Below are 17,446 nucleotides of genomic sequence, written 5' to 3' on the forward strand. Positions count from 1 at the left end.
CAACCATTCTTTCCTTCACCATCTCCCTGCTTTTATCCGCTTGGCCAGCCATCCTGACGGCTAATCCAGCCTTCCATCCTGCGTGCTGGACACGCCACACCCACCCGAAAAGCACCAGAACCTCCTGTTTGATACCGCCTGCCTGGCATTTCTGTGAGCAACCAGACGTCGATAGGCTGAACCTATCGTGTTTGTCATGGTGCTTCTTCCGTGCTGCCCATCTGTCCGCGAAGTGCTTGTGTCCGCTTGGCAGGTTTCCAGCTTGCAATCTGTCTATTGTTTTTACTTGTAAAAAACGATGAAACTAGTAGAAGGCAGTCCATTGTTGTGGATAAGCCTTGTTCTTAAATGCAAATCAAGCATTTGCAGGTCGTTGTTTCCTGTGCGAACCCCCCATTGCAAGCATTGCACGGCTTGTGGATTGTTTTGAGGCCAACGCTGCAGACGGGTTTATCCACACCTTGCGACGGACTTACCCTGTGCAGGGCAAGCATGTGTTTTTTACGCCTGAATACCCTTCTTGTTTTTTTCTTGTATTTATTGAAGAGACTAATGAAGGAGGCTCATTGCTGTGGATAAACGTGCAATACACTGAAAACCAAGGGTTTTACGGTACTGGAAAGCTATGGATAAGCGGGGTCGCCAGTAGTCGGATCAGTTGTGGATAACTTTGATGATGGTTTTCCACAGCGACTTTTCAACAGCCGGTGTGGCAGGAATCCGCTTGGTTAACAACAGGGGCACTCGTACAATGCGCGGTCATGATGAATGTGCTGATCGTACGCACCTCGTCGATGGGGGACCTTATCCACACCTGGCCCGCCGTCACCGACCTGGTTGCGCATTACCCCAACGTCGAGCTGAGCTGGCTGGCGGAAGAAGCCTTTGCCGACATCGCCGCACTGCACCCGGCTGTTGGCGAGGTGATCCCGATCGCCTGGCGGCGCTGGCGCAAGGCTTTGCTCGCCAAACAGAGCTGGCAGCAGATGGCCGCCATGCGCGAAGCCCTGCGTGCACGGCCGTGGGACTGCGTGATCGACAGCCAGGGCCTGCTCAAGAGCGCCTTGCCGGCCAAACTCGCTGGCGGGCCGCTGGCCGGTTACGACAGTCACAGCATCCGGGAGCCGCTGGCCAGCCGTTTCTACGACAAGCAAGTCAGCGTCAGCCGCGAGCTGTCGGCGATCGAACGCAACCGCAGGCTGTTCGCGGGCGTGTTCGGCTATGCGGTGGAAGGGCCGCCGCGTTTCGGCGTCGGCCAGGGCGAACGGCCGTCCTGGCTGCCAGATGGACCTTACGCGGTGCTGTTGCACGCGACTAGCAAGGCGTCGAAGGAATGGCCCGAGCAGCACTGGGTCAACCTGGGCGCGCGGCTCGCCGCGGAGGGCCTCGTCTGTGTGCTGCCCTGGGGCAACGCGCAGGAAGCCGAGCGGGCGGCACGCCTGCAGGCTGCGATCGAAGGGGCCGTGCTTGCGCCGCGCATGCGCTTGCGTGAGGCGGCCGGCTTGATCGGCCACGCGGCCGCGGTGGTCGGCGTCGACACCGGCCTGACCCACCTTGCCAACGCGCAGGACGTGCCGCTGGTGGCGATCTACACCGATACCGACCCGGCGCTGACCGGCGTCGTCGAGACCGCCCGTGCGTGCAACGTCGGCCGTGCCGGCGTCTGCCCGGAGGTGGACGAGGTCTACGCCTTGTTGCAGGCGAGACGGACGGCATGAGTTTCTGGCGTTCTCCTTACTCGGCGCTGTGGCGCCTGCTCTCGCCCCTGGCCAAGGCCTACCTCAGGCGGCGCGCCAGGCGTTCGCCCGCCTACCTCGAGCATTGGGACGAACGCTTCTCGACCCGCACCAAACCGCCGCGGCACAAGAACGCCTTGTGGATACACGCGGTGTCGGTCGGCGAGACGCGCGCGGCCTTGCCGCTGGTCGCCGAACTGCGCCGGCGCTGGCCGCAGCTGCCGCTGTTGCTGACGCAGATGACGCCGACCGGCCGCGCGACCGCGCTCGACCTCTACCCCGACGCCGAAGTGCGCTACCTGCCCTACGACAGCCGCGAGGCGGTGCAGCGATTTCTCGACCTGTACCAGCCGCGCGTCGGCATCCTGATGGAAACCGAGATCTGGCCGAACCTAATCCACGGCTGCGCCGAGCGCGACATTCCGCTGTTTCTCGCCAACGCGCGGCTGTCGGAAAAGTCGCTGCGCGGCTACCGCCGCGTCAGCGGGCTGATCTCGCCGGCCTTGGGCTGCCTCGCCGGGGTGGCCGCGCAGAGCACGGACGACGCGGCCAGGCTGTCATCGCTTGGCGCGGATAACGTGCAAGTCTGCGGCAACACCAAGTTCGACTTCGTGCCGCCGGCCGACAAGGTCGAGCTGGGGCGCGCCTTCCGTGAAGCGGCGGGTACGCGCAAGGTTGTCGTGTGCGGCAGCACGCGCGAGGGCGAAGAGGCGTTGATTCTGGATGCGTGGGCGGCGTACGGGCCGTCCGACGCGCTCTTGGTGCTGGTGCCGCGCCATCCAGAGCGTTTTGGCGCGGTCGCGGCGCTGGTCGCCGAGCGGGGCTTCGCGCTGCAAAGGCGCAGTGAAGGCGTGGCGATCGACCGGCAGATCCGGGTCTGGCTGGGGGATTCGATGGGGGAGCTATTCGCGTACTACGCGATGGCCGACCTCGCCTTTGTCGGCGGCAGCCTGCTGCCGCTGGGCGGGCAGAACCTGATCGAGCCGGCCAGCGTCGGCGTGCCGGTGCTGTTCGGCCCTTCGATGTTCAATTTTGCCGAGGCGAGCCGCCTTGCGCTGGCCGCCGGCGCCGCGCGCGAGGTGGCCGACGCGACGGCGCTGGCCGAAACCTGCCGTACCCTGCTGGACGACGACGCCGGCCGCCAGGCGATGCACGAGGCCGCGCTCGCGTTCAGCCGCTCGCACCAAGGCGCCTGCGCGCGCATCGCCGACTACGTCGAGGAGCGGCTGGCCGCGCAGGGTGTCAGTCTTCGCCGCTGACGTCGTCCTCGGCGTCCGAGCTTGCCCAGAACAAGCGGTCGGGGATCGCGTGGCCCATGCCCGGGCGGAACGCGTAGCGCAACGCCTGCCAGGTGTACTCCTGTGCTTCGCGCACCGCCTCGGGCAGCCGCGCGCCGCCGGCAACCATGCCGGCGATCGCCGCCGCCAGCGTGCAGCCGGCGCCGTAGTAGCTGCCGGGCAGCCGCTGCCAGCGGTCGCGGCGGATCTCGCCGTGCTGGCCGTACAGGAGGTTGCAGATGCCGCTGGTGGTATCCTGGCTGCCGCTGAGCAACACGTATTCGCAGCCGAGCGCGAGCAGGCGGCGCGCGTATTCGGCCGCTTCCGGCTCGTCTTCCTCGTCCGGCTCATTCAGCGCCAGATGGCGCGCCTCGGCCCGGTTGGGCGTGATCAGCGTCGCGTGCGGGATCAGCAGTTCGCGCATCGAGTCGATGAGTTCGGTGCTCGCGTACTCGCCGCTGCTGGCGAGTACCGGGTCGAACACCAGCGGGATGTCCGGATAGTCGGTGACGAGCTCGGTGATCGCCGCGACGTTTTCCGCGCTGCCTGTCATGCCGACGCAGAACGCGGCGATGGGCATGTCTTCGAGCAGCATGCGCGCCTGGTCGAGCACGAAATCGGCGTCGACGACCTGGATTGCGTCGACGTTGCGGCTGTCGCGCACGGTCAGCGCGGTGACCACCGACAAGGGGTGGCAGCCTAGGCTGGCGAGCGTCAAGGCGCTGGCCTGGATGCCGGCGCCACCCGAGGGGTCGGCCGCCGACAGGGTCAGTACGATGGGGGGAGCGGGACGTGGAGACGGCACACCTTAGCCTCTTAGCATTACAAGACGTACAATAGCCATTTTAACTGAATAGCAGGGGCGAACCGATGCAAACCTGGATGTGTCTGATCTGCGGCTTCATCTACGACGAGGCGGCCGGCCGCCCCGAAGACGGCATCGCGCCGGGGACCCGCTGGGACGACGTGCCGATGAACTGGACTTGCCCGGACTGCGGTGCGCGCAAGGACGAATTCGAGATGATCGAGATCTGATTGGGAGACCGCCGATGGCGATCCGACACGCTTTGCCGATGGCCGCACTGCTGGCCGGTAGCCTGCTGCTGAGCGCATGCGAGAGCACCACCGCGTCCGGCGCGGTCGGCGCCAACCGCAAGCAGTTGCTGCTGGTGTCGACGCAGGAGGTCAACGCTGCGTCGGCGCAGTCGTACCGGCAGCAGCTGGTGAAGGCCAGGCAAGCCGGCGTGCTCAACCGCGACGCGCGTCAGGCGCGGCGGGTTAACGCCGTCGCGCAGCGGCTGATCGCCGAGGTCGGCGTATTCCGTCCCGAGGCGCGCGGCTGGCAATGGGAAGTCAACGTGTTTGCCAGCCCCGAGCTCAACGCCTACTGCATGCCTGGCGGCAAGATCGGCGTGTACAGCGGCTTGATCGATCGGCTGTCGCTCACCGACGCCGAACTGGCGGCGGTGATCAGCCACGAGATCGCGCACGCGCTGCGTGAACACAGCCGCGAGCAGGTGTCCCAGGAGTTCGCCAAGCAGCAGGGTATCGCGCTGGCCGGTGCCGTGCTGGGGCTGGATGCAGGCACGCAGGACTTGGTGCAGTTGGTCGGCCAGTATTCGTTGAGCCTGCCGTTCTCGCGGCGCATGGAGAAGGAAGCCGACCTGATGGGGCTGGAGCTGATGGCGCGCGCCGGTTACGACCCGAACGCCGCGCTGTCGATCTGGCGCAAGATGGAGGCGGCCGGCGGCAGCGGCGGCCCGGAATGGATGTCGACCCACCCGTCTGGCACGAGCCGCATCGCCGAGATGCAGCAGATGCTGCCGCAGGTGATGCCGTACTACCGAGCGGCGCGTCCCTGACTGTTCCACGTGAAACACTGAGATGGCCTACCTCTACGTCAAGGCGTTCCATATCGTGCTGGTGACCGCCTGGTTCGCCGGCCTGTTCTACCTGCCGCGTATCTTCGTCAACCTGGCGATGGCGTCGCCCGGCGCCGAATACGACCGCCTGCTGCTGATGGCGCGCAAGCTGTACCGCTTCATGACGCCGCTGGCGGTGCTGGCGCTGGCGCTGGGCCTGTGGTTGTGGTTAGGCTTCGGCATCAGCGGCGGCTGGCTGCACGCCAAGCTCGCGCTGGTCGGCTTGCTGGTCGGCTACCACGCGTGGTGCGGCCGGCTGTACGCGGCGTTCGCCGGGCACCGCAACCGGCACGGCCACGTGTGGTTCCGCTGGTTCAACGAACTGCCGGTGCTGGTATTGGTTGCCGTCGTCGTGCTGGTCGTCGTCAAGCCGTTCTGATGGCCGTCGAGATCGAGCGCCGCTTCCTGGTGCAAGGCGATGGCTGGCGGGGTGGCGCGGACGGCGTCCGCCTGCGCCAGGGCTTCATGGCGGCCGACGCGGTGCGCAGCGTGAGGGTGCGCATCGCCGGCGGCGAGGCGTGGCTGACCATCAAGGCCGAGGCAACGGCGGTGGCCCGCGCCGAATTCGAATATCCGCTGCCGCTGGCCGACGCCGAACACATGCTCGCGCAGCTGTGCGTGTTCAGCGTCGACAAGTGGCGCTACCACCTCGAATACGGCGGCCGGGAGTGGACGGTCGACGAGTACGGCGCCGATGGCGGCGCGCTCGTCATCGCCGAGATCGAGCTGCCCGACGCCACCACCGATTTTCCGCGTCCGCCCTGGCTGGGCAACGAAGTGACGACCGACGCGCGCTACAGCTACGGCTATTTGCTGCGCCACCACTGTTTCGGCGGGTCGCCCGCGTAAGCGGCCTGCCCCGATTTACTGGCTTTGGAGAATGCAACGATGTCCTGCAACCTCGAACTGTTCGAACGTGGCAAACAATCGATCCCCGGCGGCGTCAATTCGCCGGTCCGTGCCTTCGGCTCGGTCGGCGGTACGCCGCGCTTCGTGAAGAAGGCGCTCGGCGCGCATTTCTGGGACGCCGACGACAAGCGCTATATCGACTACATCGGCTCGTGGGGCCCGGCCATCCTCGGCCACGCCCACCCCGAAGTGATTTCCGCCGTGCAACAGGCGGCGGTGGGCGGGCTGTCGTTCGGCGCGCCGACCGAGGCCGAGATCGAGATCGCCGAAGAGATCCGCAAGCTGCTGCCTTCGGTCGAACTGGTGCGGCTGGTGTCGTCGGGCACCGAGGCGACGATGAGCGCGATCCGCCTCGCCCGCGGCTATACCGGCCGCGACGCGATCATCAAGTTCGAGGGCTGCTACCACGGCCACTCCGACAGCCTGCTGGTGAAGGCCGGCTCCGGCCTGCTCACCTTCGGCAACCCGAGCTCGGGCGGCGTGCCGGCCGACTTCACCCGCCACACGCTGGTGCTCGAGTACAACAACGTCGAGCAGCTCGAGCGCACCTTCGCCGAGATCGGCGACAGCATCGCCTGCGTGATCCTCGAGCCGATCGCCGGCAACATGAACCTGATCAAGCCGAGCGAGGCCTTCGTCAAGGCGCTGCGCGGGCTGACCGAAAAGCACGGCAGCGTGCTGATCTACGACGAGGTGATGACCGGCTTCCGCGTCGGCCTCGGCTGCGCGCAGGGCCTGCACGGCATCCAACCGGACCTGACCACGCTGGGCAAGGTGGTCGGCGGCGGCATGCCGCTGGCGGCCTTCGGCGGCCGCGCCGACATCATGTCGTGCATCGCGCCCCTGGGGAACGTCTACCAGGCTGGCACGCTGTCGGGCAACCCGGTCGCCGTCGCCGCCGGCCTCTCCACGCTCAGGCTGATCCAGCGCCCCGGCTTCTACGACGAGCTGTCGGCCTCCACCCGCCGTCTCGCCATGGGCCTCGAGGCGGCTGCGCGCGACGCCGGCGTGCCGATGTGCGCCGACAGTGTGGGTGGCATGTTCGGCCTCTACTTCTGCGAACAGGTGCCGGCGAGCTACGCCGAGGTGACCGCGTCCGACCGCGAGCGCTTCAACCGCTTCTTCCACGCGATGCTGGAAGAAGGCGTCTACCTCGCGCCGTCGGCGTACGAGGCGGGCTTCGTGTCGATCGCGCATACCGACGCGATCATCGACGAGACGATAGCCGCCGCGCGCCGCGCGTTCGCCCGCGTCTGACCTGACCTTGCATCCGGAAGCCGGCGGTCTTGGGCCGCCGGCTTTTTTCGTTTGTGCAACACGCGGCAACACCAGGCGGGTGGCAAATTTTCATGACTATTGGAAATGATAATAATTCGCGTTATTATCATCTCCATGAAACGCAACTACTTTGTCCTGACGACGCTCGCCACGGTGACCTTGGGCCACGCGGTGCTGCTGTACGCGGCGGATGCGCCGCCGCTGCAGCCGCCAAAGGCCTTGCCGGTGGTCGCGGTCGCGCTGCTGGCCAAGCCTGCACAGGCCGTGGCGGAACAGCCCGCCGCCGCGCCCGCCCGGGCGAAAGCAGCGGCGCCGGCCAGACGTGCGCCGGCGCCTGAGGCCGTGTCCAGGGTCAGGGCCGATGCGCCCCGTCCTGCCTCCGCCAAGCCGGCTGCCGCGGCAGCGGCCGTGGCCAGCACAGCCCCAGCTGGCAGTGCGGGCGCACAGCCAGCTTCCGGCGAGCGGCAGGGTGCTGCGGCCGCAGGCGAAGGTGAAGCGCCGGCGGTGACGCCGCCGCAGTACCGCGGCGACTACCTGCACAACCCCAAGCCCGCCTACCCGCCGCTGTCGCTCGAACTGGCCGAACAGGGCGTCGTCGAGCTGAGGGTCGCCGTCAGCGCGGCGGGCGAGGCGACTTCCGTCGAACTCTTCCGCAGTAGCGGCTTCCCGCGGCTTGACCGCGCCGCACGCGAAGCGGTGGCGCGCTGGCGCTTCATCCCGGCCCGGCTGGGCAGCCAGAGCGTCGCGCACAGTTTTGTCGTTCCCGTCCATTTCTCGCTGAAAACCGCCAAATCATGAACCTGATGCTTGTCTTCGAGCAGGGGGACGCCGTGCTCGCCACCGTCTTCCTGAGCCTGATCGCGATGTCGATCCTGACCTGGACGCTGCTGATCGTCCGTTCCGTCCAGTTGTGGCGCGCGCGCCGCGCCAACCGGGACGCCGAGGCGCGGCTGTGGGACGCGCCCGACTGGGCGGGCGCGCTTGCCGCGCTCGAGCACAACGACGCGCCGGCGGCGCGTCTGGTGCGCGACGGCACCGCCGCCCTCGCCCACTACCACAGCCACGCCGGCCGTTCGCTCGGCCAGGCCTGCGGCGTCGACGAATTTCTGACCCGCGCGCTGCGCAAGCGGCTGTCGCTGGAGTCCGGCCGGCTGGAGTCCGGCATGGTGCTGCTGGCGTCGATCGGTTCGACCGCGCCGTTCATCGGCCTGTTCGGCACGGTGTGGGGCATCTACCACGCGCTGGTCGGCATCGGTGCCAGCGGGCAGGCCGGCATCGACGTGGTCGCCGGCCCGATCGGCGAGGCGCTAATCGCGACCGCCGCCGGCCTCGCCGCGGCGATCCCCGCGGTGCTCGCCTACAACGCGCTGGGCCGCGCGCAGCGGCTGATCGCGCAGCAGCTCGACCATTTCGCGCACGACGTGCACGCGCAACTATTGACCGAAGGGAGCGGCGATGGCGTTCGGTAACTTCGACAGCGAGCGCGCGGCGCCGCTCTCCGAGATCAACATGACCCCGCTGGTCGACGTGATGCTGGTGCTGCTGGTCGTCTTCATCGTCGGCATGCCGCTGATGCAGCAGTCGGTGCGCGTCGAGCTGCCGAAAACCGCCAGCACGCAGCAGGCCGGTGCCGGCACGCGCGCGACGCTGGCCATCGACGCGGCGGGCCGGCTGTGGCTGGACGAGCGCGCGGTGGGTGAAGCTGAGCTTTCCGCCGAACTGGCCCGCCTTGCCGCCAACCCCGCGCTCGAACTCGAACTGCAGGCCGACCGTGCCGTGCGTTACGAGGCGGTCGCCCGCGCGCTCGCACAGGCCCGCGAGGCCGGCATCAGCCGCATCGGCTTCGTCACCACCGAACGTTGAGTTTCCCCCGTCCGTGCATCCCGCTTGGGCGGGAGGGCTGCGTGCGCCCGGCGCGGGCGGGTTTTCTACCCCGCCGCTGAAAACACAAGAAGAGAGCAAACATGAAGAAGCAATCCGCCCCCCTGCTGGTGGGGCAGCGCGGTGCCGTCGTCGGCGCCGGCGTCCTCGCCCTCGCCCTCAACCCCGCCTTCGCCCAGGCCGCCGATACCCGGCTGCAGGCGGTCGAAGTGGTCGGCGAGCAGGCCCAGCGCGGCACGCTGGCGACCGGCGCGTCGACCATAGGCAAGACCTGGCAGCAGCTGCGCGACATCCCGCAGTCGGTGACCGTGGTCAACCAGCAACTGATCGAAGACCAGGGCGCGGATTCGCTGAAGGACGCGCTGAAGAACGTGTCCGGGCTGACCTTCGCCGCCGGTGAAGGCGGCCGTACCGGCGACCAGATCGTGATGCGCGGCTTCGCGACGACGACCGACCTGTTCGTCGACAGCGCGCGCGACATCGGCCAGTACACGCGTGACCTGTTCAACACCGAGAAGGTCGAGGTCCTGAAGGGGCCAAGCTCGATGCTGTTCGGCCGCGGCTCGACCGGCGGCGTGATCAACCTGGTCAGCAAGCAGCCCTACGCCGGCAACAAGCAGGAAGCCGAACTGACCATCGGCAGCGAGGACAAGCGCCGCGCCACGGTTGACGTCAATTACGCCGAAACCGACGACGTGGCGCTGCGCCTGAACGTGATGGCGGAGAAGAAGAACAACGGCCGCACCGTGCACGACGACGAGCGTTACGGCTTCGCGCCGTCGGTGGCGATCGGCCTGGACGGCCCGACCTCGCTGACGCTGTCCTACCTGCACCTGACCGAGCACAACAACACCGACTACGGCGTGCCGTACGACCCGAACACGCTCAAGCCTGTCGACGTGCCGTACGGACGCTACTACGGCCTGTCCGGGCTCGACTACGAAGACACCAAGACCGACCTTGCCACCGCCGTGCTCGAGCACCGCGTCAGCGACAAGAGCAAGGTCAAGAACCAGCTGCGCTACGCGCGTTACCAGCGCGACGCTGCGCCGACCGCGCCGCGCCTCTCCGGCTTGAAGCCGGGCATGCCGGTGAGCGGCCAGACGGTGATGAGGCGTGAACTCAAGCAGCGCAACGGCGTCGACGAGACCTGGTCGAACCAGACCGACTTCACCACCGAGCTGGAAGCGGCCGGTCTTAAACACCAGCTGCTGGCCGGCCTGGAGCTGACCCGCGAGCGCTCGTACACCGACCGCCACGACAACCTGACCGGCACCAGCCAGCCGTCGACCAGCGTCGGCGCGCCTAATCCGTCGGATACGCCGAATCTCAAATGGGGAAAGACCAGCCACCGCGACTACGTCGCCGACGGCGCCGCGCTGTACGCGCAGGACTTCATCACGCTGAACCGCGAGTGGAAGGCGTTGCTCGGCGCGCGTTTCGACCGCCTGTCCGGCGACTACCATACCCGCAACTTCAACAAGGACACCGGCGCGCTGGATAGCAAGACGTCGTACGACGCCAGCCGCACCGACAATGTGTGGAGCTGGCGCTCCGGCCTGATCTGGCAGCCGGACACGACGCAGTCCTACTACGCGAGCTACGGCACCTCGTTCAACCCGTCGGGCGAGGCGTACGCGCTGGACAAGGCGACCCAGAAGGTCGCGCCCGAGAAGAACCGCAATATGGAGCTGGGCGCCAAGTTCGACTTGCTGGACGGCGACCTGTTGCTGCGCGGCGCGCTGTTCCGCATCGAGAAGACCAACGAGCGCAACACCGACCCGTTGATCCCGGACGTGGTGACGCTGTCCGGCAAGCGGCACACCGACGGTGTCGAATTCGAGGCCGCCGGGCGGCTGACCGAGCGCTGGGAGGTGTTCGCCGGCGCGACCTACCTTGACGCGACCATCGACAAGGCCGGCTCGCACCTGGGCACCGAAGGCAAGCGTCCGCGCAACACGCCGAATTTCAGCGCCAACCTGTGGACCAGCTACCGGCTGTCGTCCGAGTGGACGGTCGGCGGCGGCGCCAACTGGGTCGGCAAGCGCTACGCGACCGAGGCCAACACCAACGTGCTGCCCGAATACGTTGTCGTGGGCGCGATGCTCGCGTACGAGACGCGCCACTACAAGGCGCAGCTGAACGTGAACAACCTGTTCGACGAGAAGTACTACGAGGGGCTGTACAGCGGCCACGCCACCTACGGCGCCCGCCGCAATGCCGAGCTGACGCTGGGCGTGAAGTTCTGATTCTCCAACCTTGCCGCCGGGTGCGCGACCCCTCGCGCCCGCGCGGGCTTTTTCATTCCGGAATAACGCGATGCTGCTGCACATCCCCCAGGTCCTCAACCCCGAAGAACTCGCGCATGGGCGCGTGCTGCTGGACGGCGCGCCGTGGGCCGACGGCTGCATCACCGCCGGCACCCAGTCGGCACAGGCCAAACGCAACCTGCAGCTGCCGCAGGACACGCCCGCCGCGCGCGAACTGCAGGCGATGGTCGAGGCAGCGCTCGCGCGCAACGCGACCTTCTTCTCGGCCGCGCTGCCCAAGCAGGTGTTCCCGCCCCTGTTCAACTGCTACCAGGGCGGCATGGACTTTGGCAACCACGTCGACAACGCGGTGCGCGCCGACCCGTTCAGCGGGCAGTGGGTGCGTACCGACGTATCGTGCACGCTGTTCTTCACCGGGCCCGACGAGTACGACGGCGGCGAACTGGTGATCGAGGACAATTACGGCGAACACCGCGTCAAGCTGCCGGCCGGCGACATGATCCTCTACCCGTCGACCAGCCTGCACCGGGTCGAGCCGGTGACGCGCGGTGCGCGCGTCGCGTCGTTCTTCTGGACGCAGAGCATGGTGCGCGACGACGCCAGACGCAGCTTGCTGTTCGACATGGACCGCGCGATCAGCAGCCTGCGCGCACGCGTCGGCGACGGTGAGGAGACGGTGATGCTGACGGCGAACTACCACAACCTGCTGAGGATGTGGACCGAGCTGTGACGTTGCCGGTTTGGCGGATCTGTATAAGCAAAATATAATGGTCGTCCGCGCCGCACGGCGCACCCGCAGGTTCCGGACGGAGAACGACGTGAAACAGGGCAGGATCATCCACTACAACCGCGACGGCGGACACGGCATCGTCAGCGTCGACTGCCGGCAATATCCGTTCGAGATCAGTCACTGGCGGGCCGACTACGCGCCCGAGCTGAACATGGAAGTCGGCCTGCTGCTGGACGAGGCCGGCGCGGTTGAGGACGTGGTGCCCTGCTGCGCGGTGTTCCCGCGGCTGGCGCAGCCTGACGCGGCGTGTACCTGCCCGCCGCAGCCTTGGCTCGTGCTGGTGCGCCGGCGTGCCGCCTGCGCTGTGCGCAGCGTACTGGGCAGCATAGGCTGGATGCCGCTGGCGGGCTTCGCGCTGTTCGCCGTCGCGATGCTGCTGGGTGACGCGGCGAGCGCCGCCGTGCTCGGCAGCCGGGTCGGCGGCAGCCTGTACGCGATGCTCGCGCACGGTGGCCTCTCCGCGCTGGTGTGGCTGTCCGCGCTGGCGCTGGTGTTGCCCTGCTTGTGGCGCGACCGCCTCGCCTGGCTGGGCTTCTTGCTGCCGCTCGCGAGCGTGGTGCTCGCGCTGTTCTCGCTGTTCAACGAATACGGCGCGCTCGCCGAATCGCTGCGCGGGTTGTCCGACGCGGTCGGCGCCGGCGTGCAGGCCGCGGCGCCGGCACGCGCCTTCCTCGGCCAGCTGACGCTGGGCCTGCCGTTCTACCTCGCGCTCGCGGCAAGCGTCGCGCTCGCGCTGTTCGGCGCGTCGCGGTTTCGCGGCCACCCGCCCGCCCGGCATCCCGCCGCCTAAAAACAAAAAGCGCAGCCTTAGGCTGCGCTTTTTGTTGGGGTGAGCAGGCGCTCAGTCTTCCTCGCCGAGGAAGCCGCCGCTCTGGTGTGCCCACAGCCGCGCGTACAGCCCGCCTTTGGCCAGCAGCTCGGCGTGGCTGCCCTCCTCGACGATGCGGCCACCGTCCATCACCACCAGCCTGTCCATCGCCGCGATGGTCGACAGCCGGTGCGCGATGGCGACCACCGTCTTGCCCTCCATCAGCGTGTACAGGCTTTGCTGGATCGCCGCCTCGACTTCCGAGTCCAGCGCGCTGGTCGCCTCGTCGAGCAGCAGGATGGGAGCGTCCTTGAGCATTACCCGCGCGATCGCGATGCGCTGCCGCTGGCCGCCGGAGAGCTTGACCCCGCGCTCGCCGACATGCGCGTCGTAGCCGCGGCGGCCGCGGGCGTCGGTCAGCTCCGCGATGAAGCCGTCGGCCTCGGCGCGGCGGGCCGCCTCGAGCATTTGCGCCTCGGTCGCGTCCGGCCGGCCGTACAGCAGGTTGTCGCGTACCGAGCGGTGCAACAGCGAGGTGTCCTGCGTCACCATGCCGACCTCGGCGCGCAGGCTCTCCTGTTGCACCTCGCGCACGTCCTGGCCGTCGACCAGCACGCGGCCGGATTCCACGTCGTAAAAGCGCAGCAGCAGGTTGACCAGCGTCGACTTGCCGGCGCCGGAGCGGCCGACCACGCCGATCTTCTCGCCGGGGCGGATGGTCAGCGACAGCCGGTCGATCACCCGCCGCTCGCCGCCGTAGCCGAACACCACGTCCTCGAAGCGGACCTCGCCCCGGCTGACCGCCAGGCGCGGCGCGCCGGGGCGGTCGGTGACCGCGATGCGCCTGGACAGCGTCGCCATGCCGTCGTGCACGGTGCCGATATGCTCGAACAGGCTGGAGAGCTCCCACATGATCCAGTGCGCGATGCCGTTGAGCCTGAGCGCCATCGCGGTGGCGGCGGCGACCGCGCCGACGCCGACCTCGCCGCGCGCCCACAGCCACAGCGCGAGCCCGGCGGTCGACGCGATCAGCAGCATGTTGAGCAGGTGGTTGACCACCTCGACGCCGGTAACCAAACGCATCTGCGCGTGCACGGTGCCCATGAACTCGCGCATCGCGACGCGCACGAAGCCGGCCTCGCGGCGGGCGTGGCCGAACAGCTTGACCGTCGCGATATTGGTGTACGCGTCGGTCACCCGCCCGGTCATCAGGCTGCGCGCGTCGGCCTGCTCGCGGGCGGCCGCGCCGAGGCGCGGGATGAAGTAGGCGAGCGCGACGAGGTAGAGCGCGAGCCAGCCGACGAAGGGCAGCAGCAGCCACACGTCGAAGCTGCCGACCACGGCGAGCATGGTGACGAAGTAGATGACCACGAACACCAGGATGTCGCAGACGATCATCACCGTGTCGCGTACCGCCAGCGCGGTCTGCATCAGCTTGGCCGACACCCGGCCGGCGAACTCGTCCTGGTAGAAGCTCATGCTCTGCCCGAGCAGGTGGCGGTGGAACTGCCAGCGCAGCCGCATCGGGAAGTTGCCGAACAGGCCCTGGTACTTGCACATCGCCTGCAGCCACACCAAGAGCGGGCTGCCCAGCACGATGGCACCGAGCAGCAGCAGTCTGCCCTGCTCCTTGTGCCACAGCTCGGCAGGCGGCGTCGCCGCGAGCCAGTCGACGATGGCGCCGAGCATCGAGAACAGCAGGGCCTCGAACGCGCCGATGCTGGCGGTCAGCACGATCACCGCCGCGATCAGGCCGCGCATGCCGGCGGTTGCCTGCCAGACGAAGGGGAAGAATGAAGCCGCCGGCTGTGGCGGCGCTGCGTCCGGGTACGGATCGACCCGGTTTTCAAACCAGTTGAGCAAGATGGGCTCCGGCGGCGGGATGGAATGGGCCGATTATACGGCGCATCGCTTGCCCGCCTGCCGGTGGCGGCGCTAAGTTCGGGACTTGCGATCGCAGAAAGAGAAGCCGTGAAGATTACCGTCCTGTTTCCCACCCAGACAGAATTCCAGTGTTTCGACCACCCGCAGGTGGAGAAGGCGCTGTGCGGCGTCGGCCCGATCGAGGCGGCGTACCGCACCACCCGCATCATCCAGCAGCAGCGCCCCGACGTGCTGATCATGGCCGGCATCGCCGGTGTCTACCCCGGCTCGTCCTTGCGGGTCGGCGACGTCGCGCTGGTGGCGAGCGAGCGCGAGGCCGACCTCGGCTTTTTCGACCGGCAAGGCTTCACCCAGCTTGCCGACGTCGAGCTGGCCATGGACTTCGAGCGGCATCGCAGCTACGACAGCCCGTGGCTGGACGAGACTCTCCCGCTGCCGCAGGCGAGCTCGAACACGGTCAGCGCGGCGCTTGCGCCGTTTGTCTCGCACGACGGCGTCGACCTGGAAAACATGGAGGGCGCGGCGTTTTTCCATGTCTGCCTGGCCGAAGGGCAGCGCTTTTATGAAATACGCGCGGTGTCCAACCCAGTGACGCTCGAGCCGCATGTGTGGGACTTCGACGCCTCGCTGCGCACGCTGGCAGCCGGCCTGCACCGGCTGGTCGAACACCTGCTGCCCAGTGTGGCGCGCGCATGAAAAAAGCGGCCCGCTCGCGCGGGCCGCTTGGCAGCAGACAGCCTGCGCTTAGTTGAGTGCAGCGGCCAGCGCGCTGCGCTGCTCGGCGAGGCTCTGCGGCAGGCGGTCGGCCAGGCGCGACAGCCATTCGTCGTGCGCGGCGACTTCGGCGCGCCAGGCGTCGACGTCAAGCGCCATCAGCTGCTCGAACTGCTCGCGGGTCACCGCGTCCAGACCGTCCCAGCCGATATCCTCGTAGCCCGGCATCCAGCCCAGCCAGTTGCGGTTCGCGTTGGCGCGGCCGTCGACGCGGCCGACGATCCATTCGAGCACGCGCATGTTCTCGCCGAAGCCCGGCCACATGAAGTTGCCTTCCTCGTCAACGCGGAACCAGTTCACGCAGAAGATCTTCGGCGCGCTTGGCAGGGTGCGGCCGATCGCCAGCCAGTGGTTGAAGTAGTCGCCCATGTGGTAGCCGCAGAAAGGCAGCATCGCGAATGGGTCGCGGCGGGTCTGCCCCTGCGCGCCCATCGCGGCGGCGGTGGTCTCCGAGCCCATGGTCGCCGCCAGGTAAACGCCCTGCGCCCAGTCGGCCGACTCCATCACCAGCGGGATGGTGCCCGAGCGGCGGCCGCCGAAGATGAACGCCGAGATCGGCACGCCGGCCGGGTCGTTCCACGCGGCGTCCAGCGACGGGCACTGGGTCGCCGACACGGTGAAGCGCGCGTTCGGGTGCGCCGCCTTGCGGCCGCAGCCCGGCGTCCACGGCTGGCCCTGCCAGTCGGTCAGGCGCTCCGGCGCTGTCTTGCTCATGCCCTCCCACCACACGTCGCCGTCTTCGGTCAGCGCGACGTTGGTGAAGATCACGTTTTCCTTCAGCATCGCCATCGCGTTCGGGTTGGACTTCTCGGAGGTGCCCGGCGCGACGCCGAAATAGCCGTTCTCCGGGTTGATCGCGTACAGGCGGCCGTCGGCGCCCGGCTTGATCCACGCGATGTCGTCGCCGACGGTGGTGATCTTCCAGCCGTGGTAGGCCTTGGGCGGGATCAGCATCGCGAAGTTGGTCTTGCCGCAGGCGCTGGGGAAGGCGGCGGCGACATAGTGCTTGTCGCCCGCCGGGCTTTCGACGCCGAGGATCAGCATGTGTTCGGCCAGCCAGCCCTCGTCGCGGCCCATGGTCGACGCGATCCTGAGCGCAAAGCACTTCTTGCCCAGCAGCGCATTGCCGCCGTAGCCCGAGCCGTACGACCAGATCTCGCGGGTCTCCGGGAAGTGCACGATGTACTTGGTGTCCGGGTTGCACGGCCACGGCTTGTCCGCCTCGCCCGAAGCCAGCGGCGCGCCGACGGTGTGCACGCAGGGGACGAAGTCGCCGTTTTCGCCGAGCACCTCGTACACCGCGCGGCCCATGCGCGTCATGATGCGCATCGACGCGACCACGTACGGCGAGTCGGTCAGCTCGACGCCGACATGCGCGATCGGCGAGCCCAGCGGCCCCATGCTGAACGGGATCACGTACAGCGTGCGCCCGCGCATGCAACCCTCGAACAGGCCGCCGAGTGTCGAGCGCATCTCGTCCGGCGCTGCCCAGTTATTGTTCGGGCCGGCGTCTTCCTGGCGCACGCTGCACACATAGGTGCGGTCTTCGACGCGGGCGACGTCGGACGGGTCGGAAAACGCCGCGTATGCGTTGCGGCGCTTTTCAGGGTTCAGCCTGACCAGCGTGCCGGCCTCGACCATCTGCGCGAGCAGGCGTTCGTTTTCCTCGTCCGAACCGTCGACCCAGTGGATGGCGTCGGGCTGGGTCAGGCTGGCGATGCGGGCGACCCAGTCGATCAGGGCCTGGTGGTGGACGTATTCCGGGGCAAATGACTGCATGCTGGTCCTCGATGCGTATGCGGATAATTCTTGTTGAATCCGTGGATTTTCACATATATGTCATCTTGCGTCGCGCCGCACGCCAAGAATATCCCTTGCCCCGTGCGGTAATTGGCGGCGCGGCAACAGGATGACATG

17 protein-coding genes are annotated in these 17,446 nt (G+C 67.7%); 14 read left to right on the top strand and 3 right to left on the bottom strand.

The annotated features are described in order from the left end of the window. Nucleotides 1-761: 761 nt before the first annotated feature. Entirely contained in the window at nucleotides 762-1,718 is a 957-nt protein-coding gene (gene waaC, locus E5K04_RS12155) for a lipopolysaccharide heptosyltransferase I (protein ID WP_136554455.1), read from the top strand. Next, nucleotides 1,715-2,995 carry a lipid IV(A) 3-deoxy-D-manno-octulosonic acid transferase gene (gene waaA / locus E5K04_RS12160; RefSeq protein WP_136554457.1) on the top strand — a complete coding sequence of 427 codons (1,281 nt, stop codon included), beginning with the start codon at nucleotides 1,715-1,717 and terminating at the stop codon, nucleotides 2,993-2,995. Before waaC ends, waaA begins: the two co-directional genes overlap by 4 nt. Here the strand turns inward: waaA and thiD are convergent. Beyond that, nucleotides 2,979-3,818, bottom strand: a complete 840-nt coding sequence (gene thiD / locus E5K04_RS12165) for a bifunctional hydroxymethylpyrimidine kinase/phosphomethylpyrimidine kinase (RefSeq protein WP_136554459.1) — start codon at nucleotides 3,816-3,818, stop codon at nucleotides 2,979-2,981. The genes waaA and thiD overlap by 17 nt on opposite strands. A 65-nt stretch (nucleotides 3,819-3,883) precedes the next feature. Between thiD and E5K04_RS12170 the strand changes: the two genes are divergently transcribed. From E5K04_RS12170 to E5K04_RS12220, 11 genes are all read left to right on the top strand, one after another. After that, nucleotides 3,884-4,048: a rubredoxin gene (locus E5K04_RS12170; RefSeq protein ID WP_136554461.1), complete on the top strand. Its 165-nt coding sequence runs from the start codon at nucleotides 3,884-3,886 to the stop codon at nucleotides 4,046-4,048. 14 nt (nucleotides 4,049-4,062) lie between these two features. Then, nucleotides 4,063-4,875, top strand: coding sequence for a M48 family metallopeptidase (locus E5K04_RS12175; protein ID WP_136554463.1), 813 nt, complete (start codon nucleotides 4,063-4,065; stop codon nucleotides 4,873-4,875). 22 nt (nucleotides 4,876-4,897) lie between these two features. Next, a complete protein-coding gene (locus tag E5K04_RS12180; protein ID WP_136554465.1) occupies nucleotides 4,898-5,314 on the top strand; it encodes a CopD family protein in 417 nt (138 codons plus the stop codon). Then, nucleotides 5,314-5,784, top strand: a complete 471-nt coding sequence (locus E5K04_RS12185) for a CYTH domain-containing protein (RefSeq protein WP_136554468.1) — start codon at nucleotides 5,314-5,316, stop codon at nucleotides 5,782-5,784. The genes E5K04_RS12180 and E5K04_RS12185 overlap by 1 nt, the downstream gene beginning before the upstream one ends. Before the next feature lie 39 nt (nucleotides 5,785-5,823). Beyond that, complete coding sequence (hemL, locus tag E5K04_RS12190) at nucleotides 5,824-7,101, top strand: glutamate-1-semialdehyde 2,1-aminomutase (RefSeq protein ID WP_136554470.1); 1,278 nt, start codon at nucleotides 5,824-5,826, stop codon at nucleotides 7,099-7,101. Between the two features lie 135 nt (nucleotides 7,102-7,236). Then, a complete protein-coding gene (locus E5K04_RS12195; protein WP_205700359.1) occupies nucleotides 7,237-7,920 on the top strand; it encodes an energy transducer TonB in 684 nt (227 codons plus the stop codon). Beyond that, on the top strand, nucleotides 7,917-8,591 hold the full coding sequence (locus E5K04_RS12200) for a MotA/TolQ/ExbB proton channel family protein (RefSeq protein WP_136554472.1): 675 nt from the start codon (nucleotides 7,917-7,919) through the stop codon (nucleotides 8,589-8,591). The genes E5K04_RS12195 and E5K04_RS12200 overlap by 4 nt, the downstream gene beginning before the upstream one ends. Then, nucleotides 8,578-8,985 (top strand): ExbD/TolR family protein, encoded by a 408-nt coding sequence (locus E5K04_RS12205; protein ID WP_136554474.1) that lies wholly within the window; start codon nucleotides 8,578-8,580, stop codon nucleotides 8,983-8,985. The genes E5K04_RS12200 and E5K04_RS12205 overlap by 14 nt, the downstream gene beginning before the upstream one ends. A gap of 101 nt (nucleotides 8,986-9,086) precedes the next feature. Beyond that, the gene (locus tag E5K04_RS12210; RefSeq protein WP_136554476.1) at nucleotides 9,087-11,252 is read left to right on the top strand and encodes a TonB-dependent receptor; all 2,166 of its coding nucleotides are present in this window, start codon (nucleotides 9,087-9,089) and stop codon (nucleotides 11,250-11,252) included. A gap of 70 nt (nucleotides 11,253-11,322) precedes the next feature. Then, nucleotides 11,323-12,003: a Fe2+-dependent dioxygenase gene (locus E5K04_RS12215; RefSeq protein ID WP_136554478.1), complete on the top strand. Its 681-nt coding sequence runs from the start codon at nucleotides 11,323-11,325 to the stop codon at nucleotides 12,001-12,003. 88 nt (nucleotides 12,004-12,091) lie between these two features. Continuing rightward, the gene (locus E5K04_RS12220; RefSeq protein WP_136554480.1) at nucleotides 12,092-12,853 is read left to right on the top strand and encodes a hypothetical protein; all 762 of its coding nucleotides are present in this window, start codon (nucleotides 12,092-12,094) and stop codon (nucleotides 12,851-12,853) included. A 51-nt stretch (nucleotides 12,854-12,904) separates the two neighbouring features. Here the strand turns inward: E5K04_RS12220 and E5K04_RS12225 are convergent, their stop codons facing one another. Beyond that, nucleotides 12,905-14,734 (bottom strand): ABC transporter ATP-binding protein, encoded by a 1,830-nt coding sequence (locus E5K04_RS12225; protein ID WP_205700360.1) that lies wholly within the window; start codon nucleotides 14,732-14,734, stop codon nucleotides 12,905-12,907. 108 nt (nucleotides 14,735-14,842) lie between these two features. Between E5K04_RS12225 and E5K04_RS12230 the strand changes: the two genes are divergently transcribed. Then, nucleotides 14,843-15,451 (top strand): phosphorylase family protein, encoded by a 609-nt coding sequence (locus E5K04_RS12230; protein WP_136554484.1) that lies wholly within the window; start codon nucleotides 14,843-14,845, stop codon nucleotides 15,449-15,451. Nucleotides 15,452-15,499: 48 nt separating this feature from the next. Here E5K04_RS12230 and E5K04_RS12235 read toward each other — a convergent pair whose 3' ends face one another. Beyond that, a complete protein-coding gene (locus E5K04_RS12235; RefSeq protein ID WP_136554486.1) occupies nucleotides 15,500-17,308 on the bottom strand; it encodes a phosphoenolpyruvate carboxykinase (GTP) in 1,809 nt (602 codons plus the stop codon). Nucleotides 17,309-17,446 lie beyond the last annotated feature (138 nt).

Source organism: Crenobacter intestini (genome assembly GCF_004919095.1).
GTDB classification, from domain to species: domain Bacteria; phylum Pseudomonadota; class Gammaproteobacteria; order Burkholderiales; family Chromobacteriaceae; genus Craterilacuibacter; species Craterilacuibacter intestini.

What these genes read in the sequence shown, in the direction of transcription:
- waaC (WP_136554455.1), top strand. Translation starts at nt 762, where the DNA reads ATGATGAATGTGCTGATCGTACGCACCTCGTCGATGGGGGACCTTATC.
- E5K04_RS12235 (WP_136554486.1), bottom strand. Translation starts at nt 17,308, where the DNA reads ATGCAGTCATTTGCCCCGGAATACGTCCACCACCAGGCCCTGATCGAC.
- E5K04_RS12170 (WP_136554461.1), top strand. Translation starts at nt 3,884, where the DNA reads ATGCAAACCTGGATGTGTCTGATCTGCGGCTTCATCTACGACGAGGCG.
- hemL (WP_136554470.1), top strand. Translation starts at nt 5,824, where the DNA reads ATGTCCTGCAACCTCGAACTGTTCGAACGTGGCAAACAATCGATCCCC.
- E5K04_RS12180 (WP_136554465.1), top strand. Translation starts at nt 4,898, where the DNA reads ATGGCCTACCTCTACGTCAAGGCGTTCCATATCGTGCTGGTGACCGCC.
- E5K04_RS12215 (WP_136554478.1), top strand. Translation starts at nt 11,323, where the DNA reads ATGCTGCTGCACATCCCCCAGGTCCTCAACCCCGAAGAACTCGCGCAT.
- E5K04_RS12195 (WP_205700359.1), top strand. Translation starts at nt 7,237, where the DNA reads ATGAAACGCAACTACTTTGTCCTGACGACGCTCGCCACGGTGACCTTG.
- E5K04_RS12205 (WP_136554474.1), top strand. Translation starts at nt 8,578, where the DNA reads ATGGCGTTCGGTAACTTCGACAGCGAGCGCGCGGCGCCGCTCTCCGAG.
- waaA (WP_136554457.1), top strand. Translation starts at nt 1,715, where the DNA reads ATGAGTTTCTGGCGTTCTCCTTACTCGGCGCTGTGGCGCCTGCTCTCG.
- E5K04_RS12175 (WP_136554463.1), top strand. Translation starts at nt 4,063, where the DNA reads ATGGCGATCCGACACGCTTTGCCGATGGCCGCACTGCTGGCCGGTAGC.
- E5K04_RS12200 (WP_136554472.1), top strand. Translation starts at nt 7,917, where the DNA reads ATGAACCTGATGCTTGTCTTCGAGCAGGGGGACGCCGTGCTCGCCACC.
- E5K04_RS12210 (WP_136554476.1), top strand. Translation starts at nt 9,087, where the DNA reads ATGAAGAAGCAATCCGCCCCCCTGCTGGTGGGGCAGCGCGGTGCCGTC.
- E5K04_RS12185 (WP_136554468.1), top strand. Translation starts at nt 5,314, where the DNA reads ATGGCCGTCGAGATCGAGCGCCGCTTCCTGGTGCAAGGCGATGGCTGG.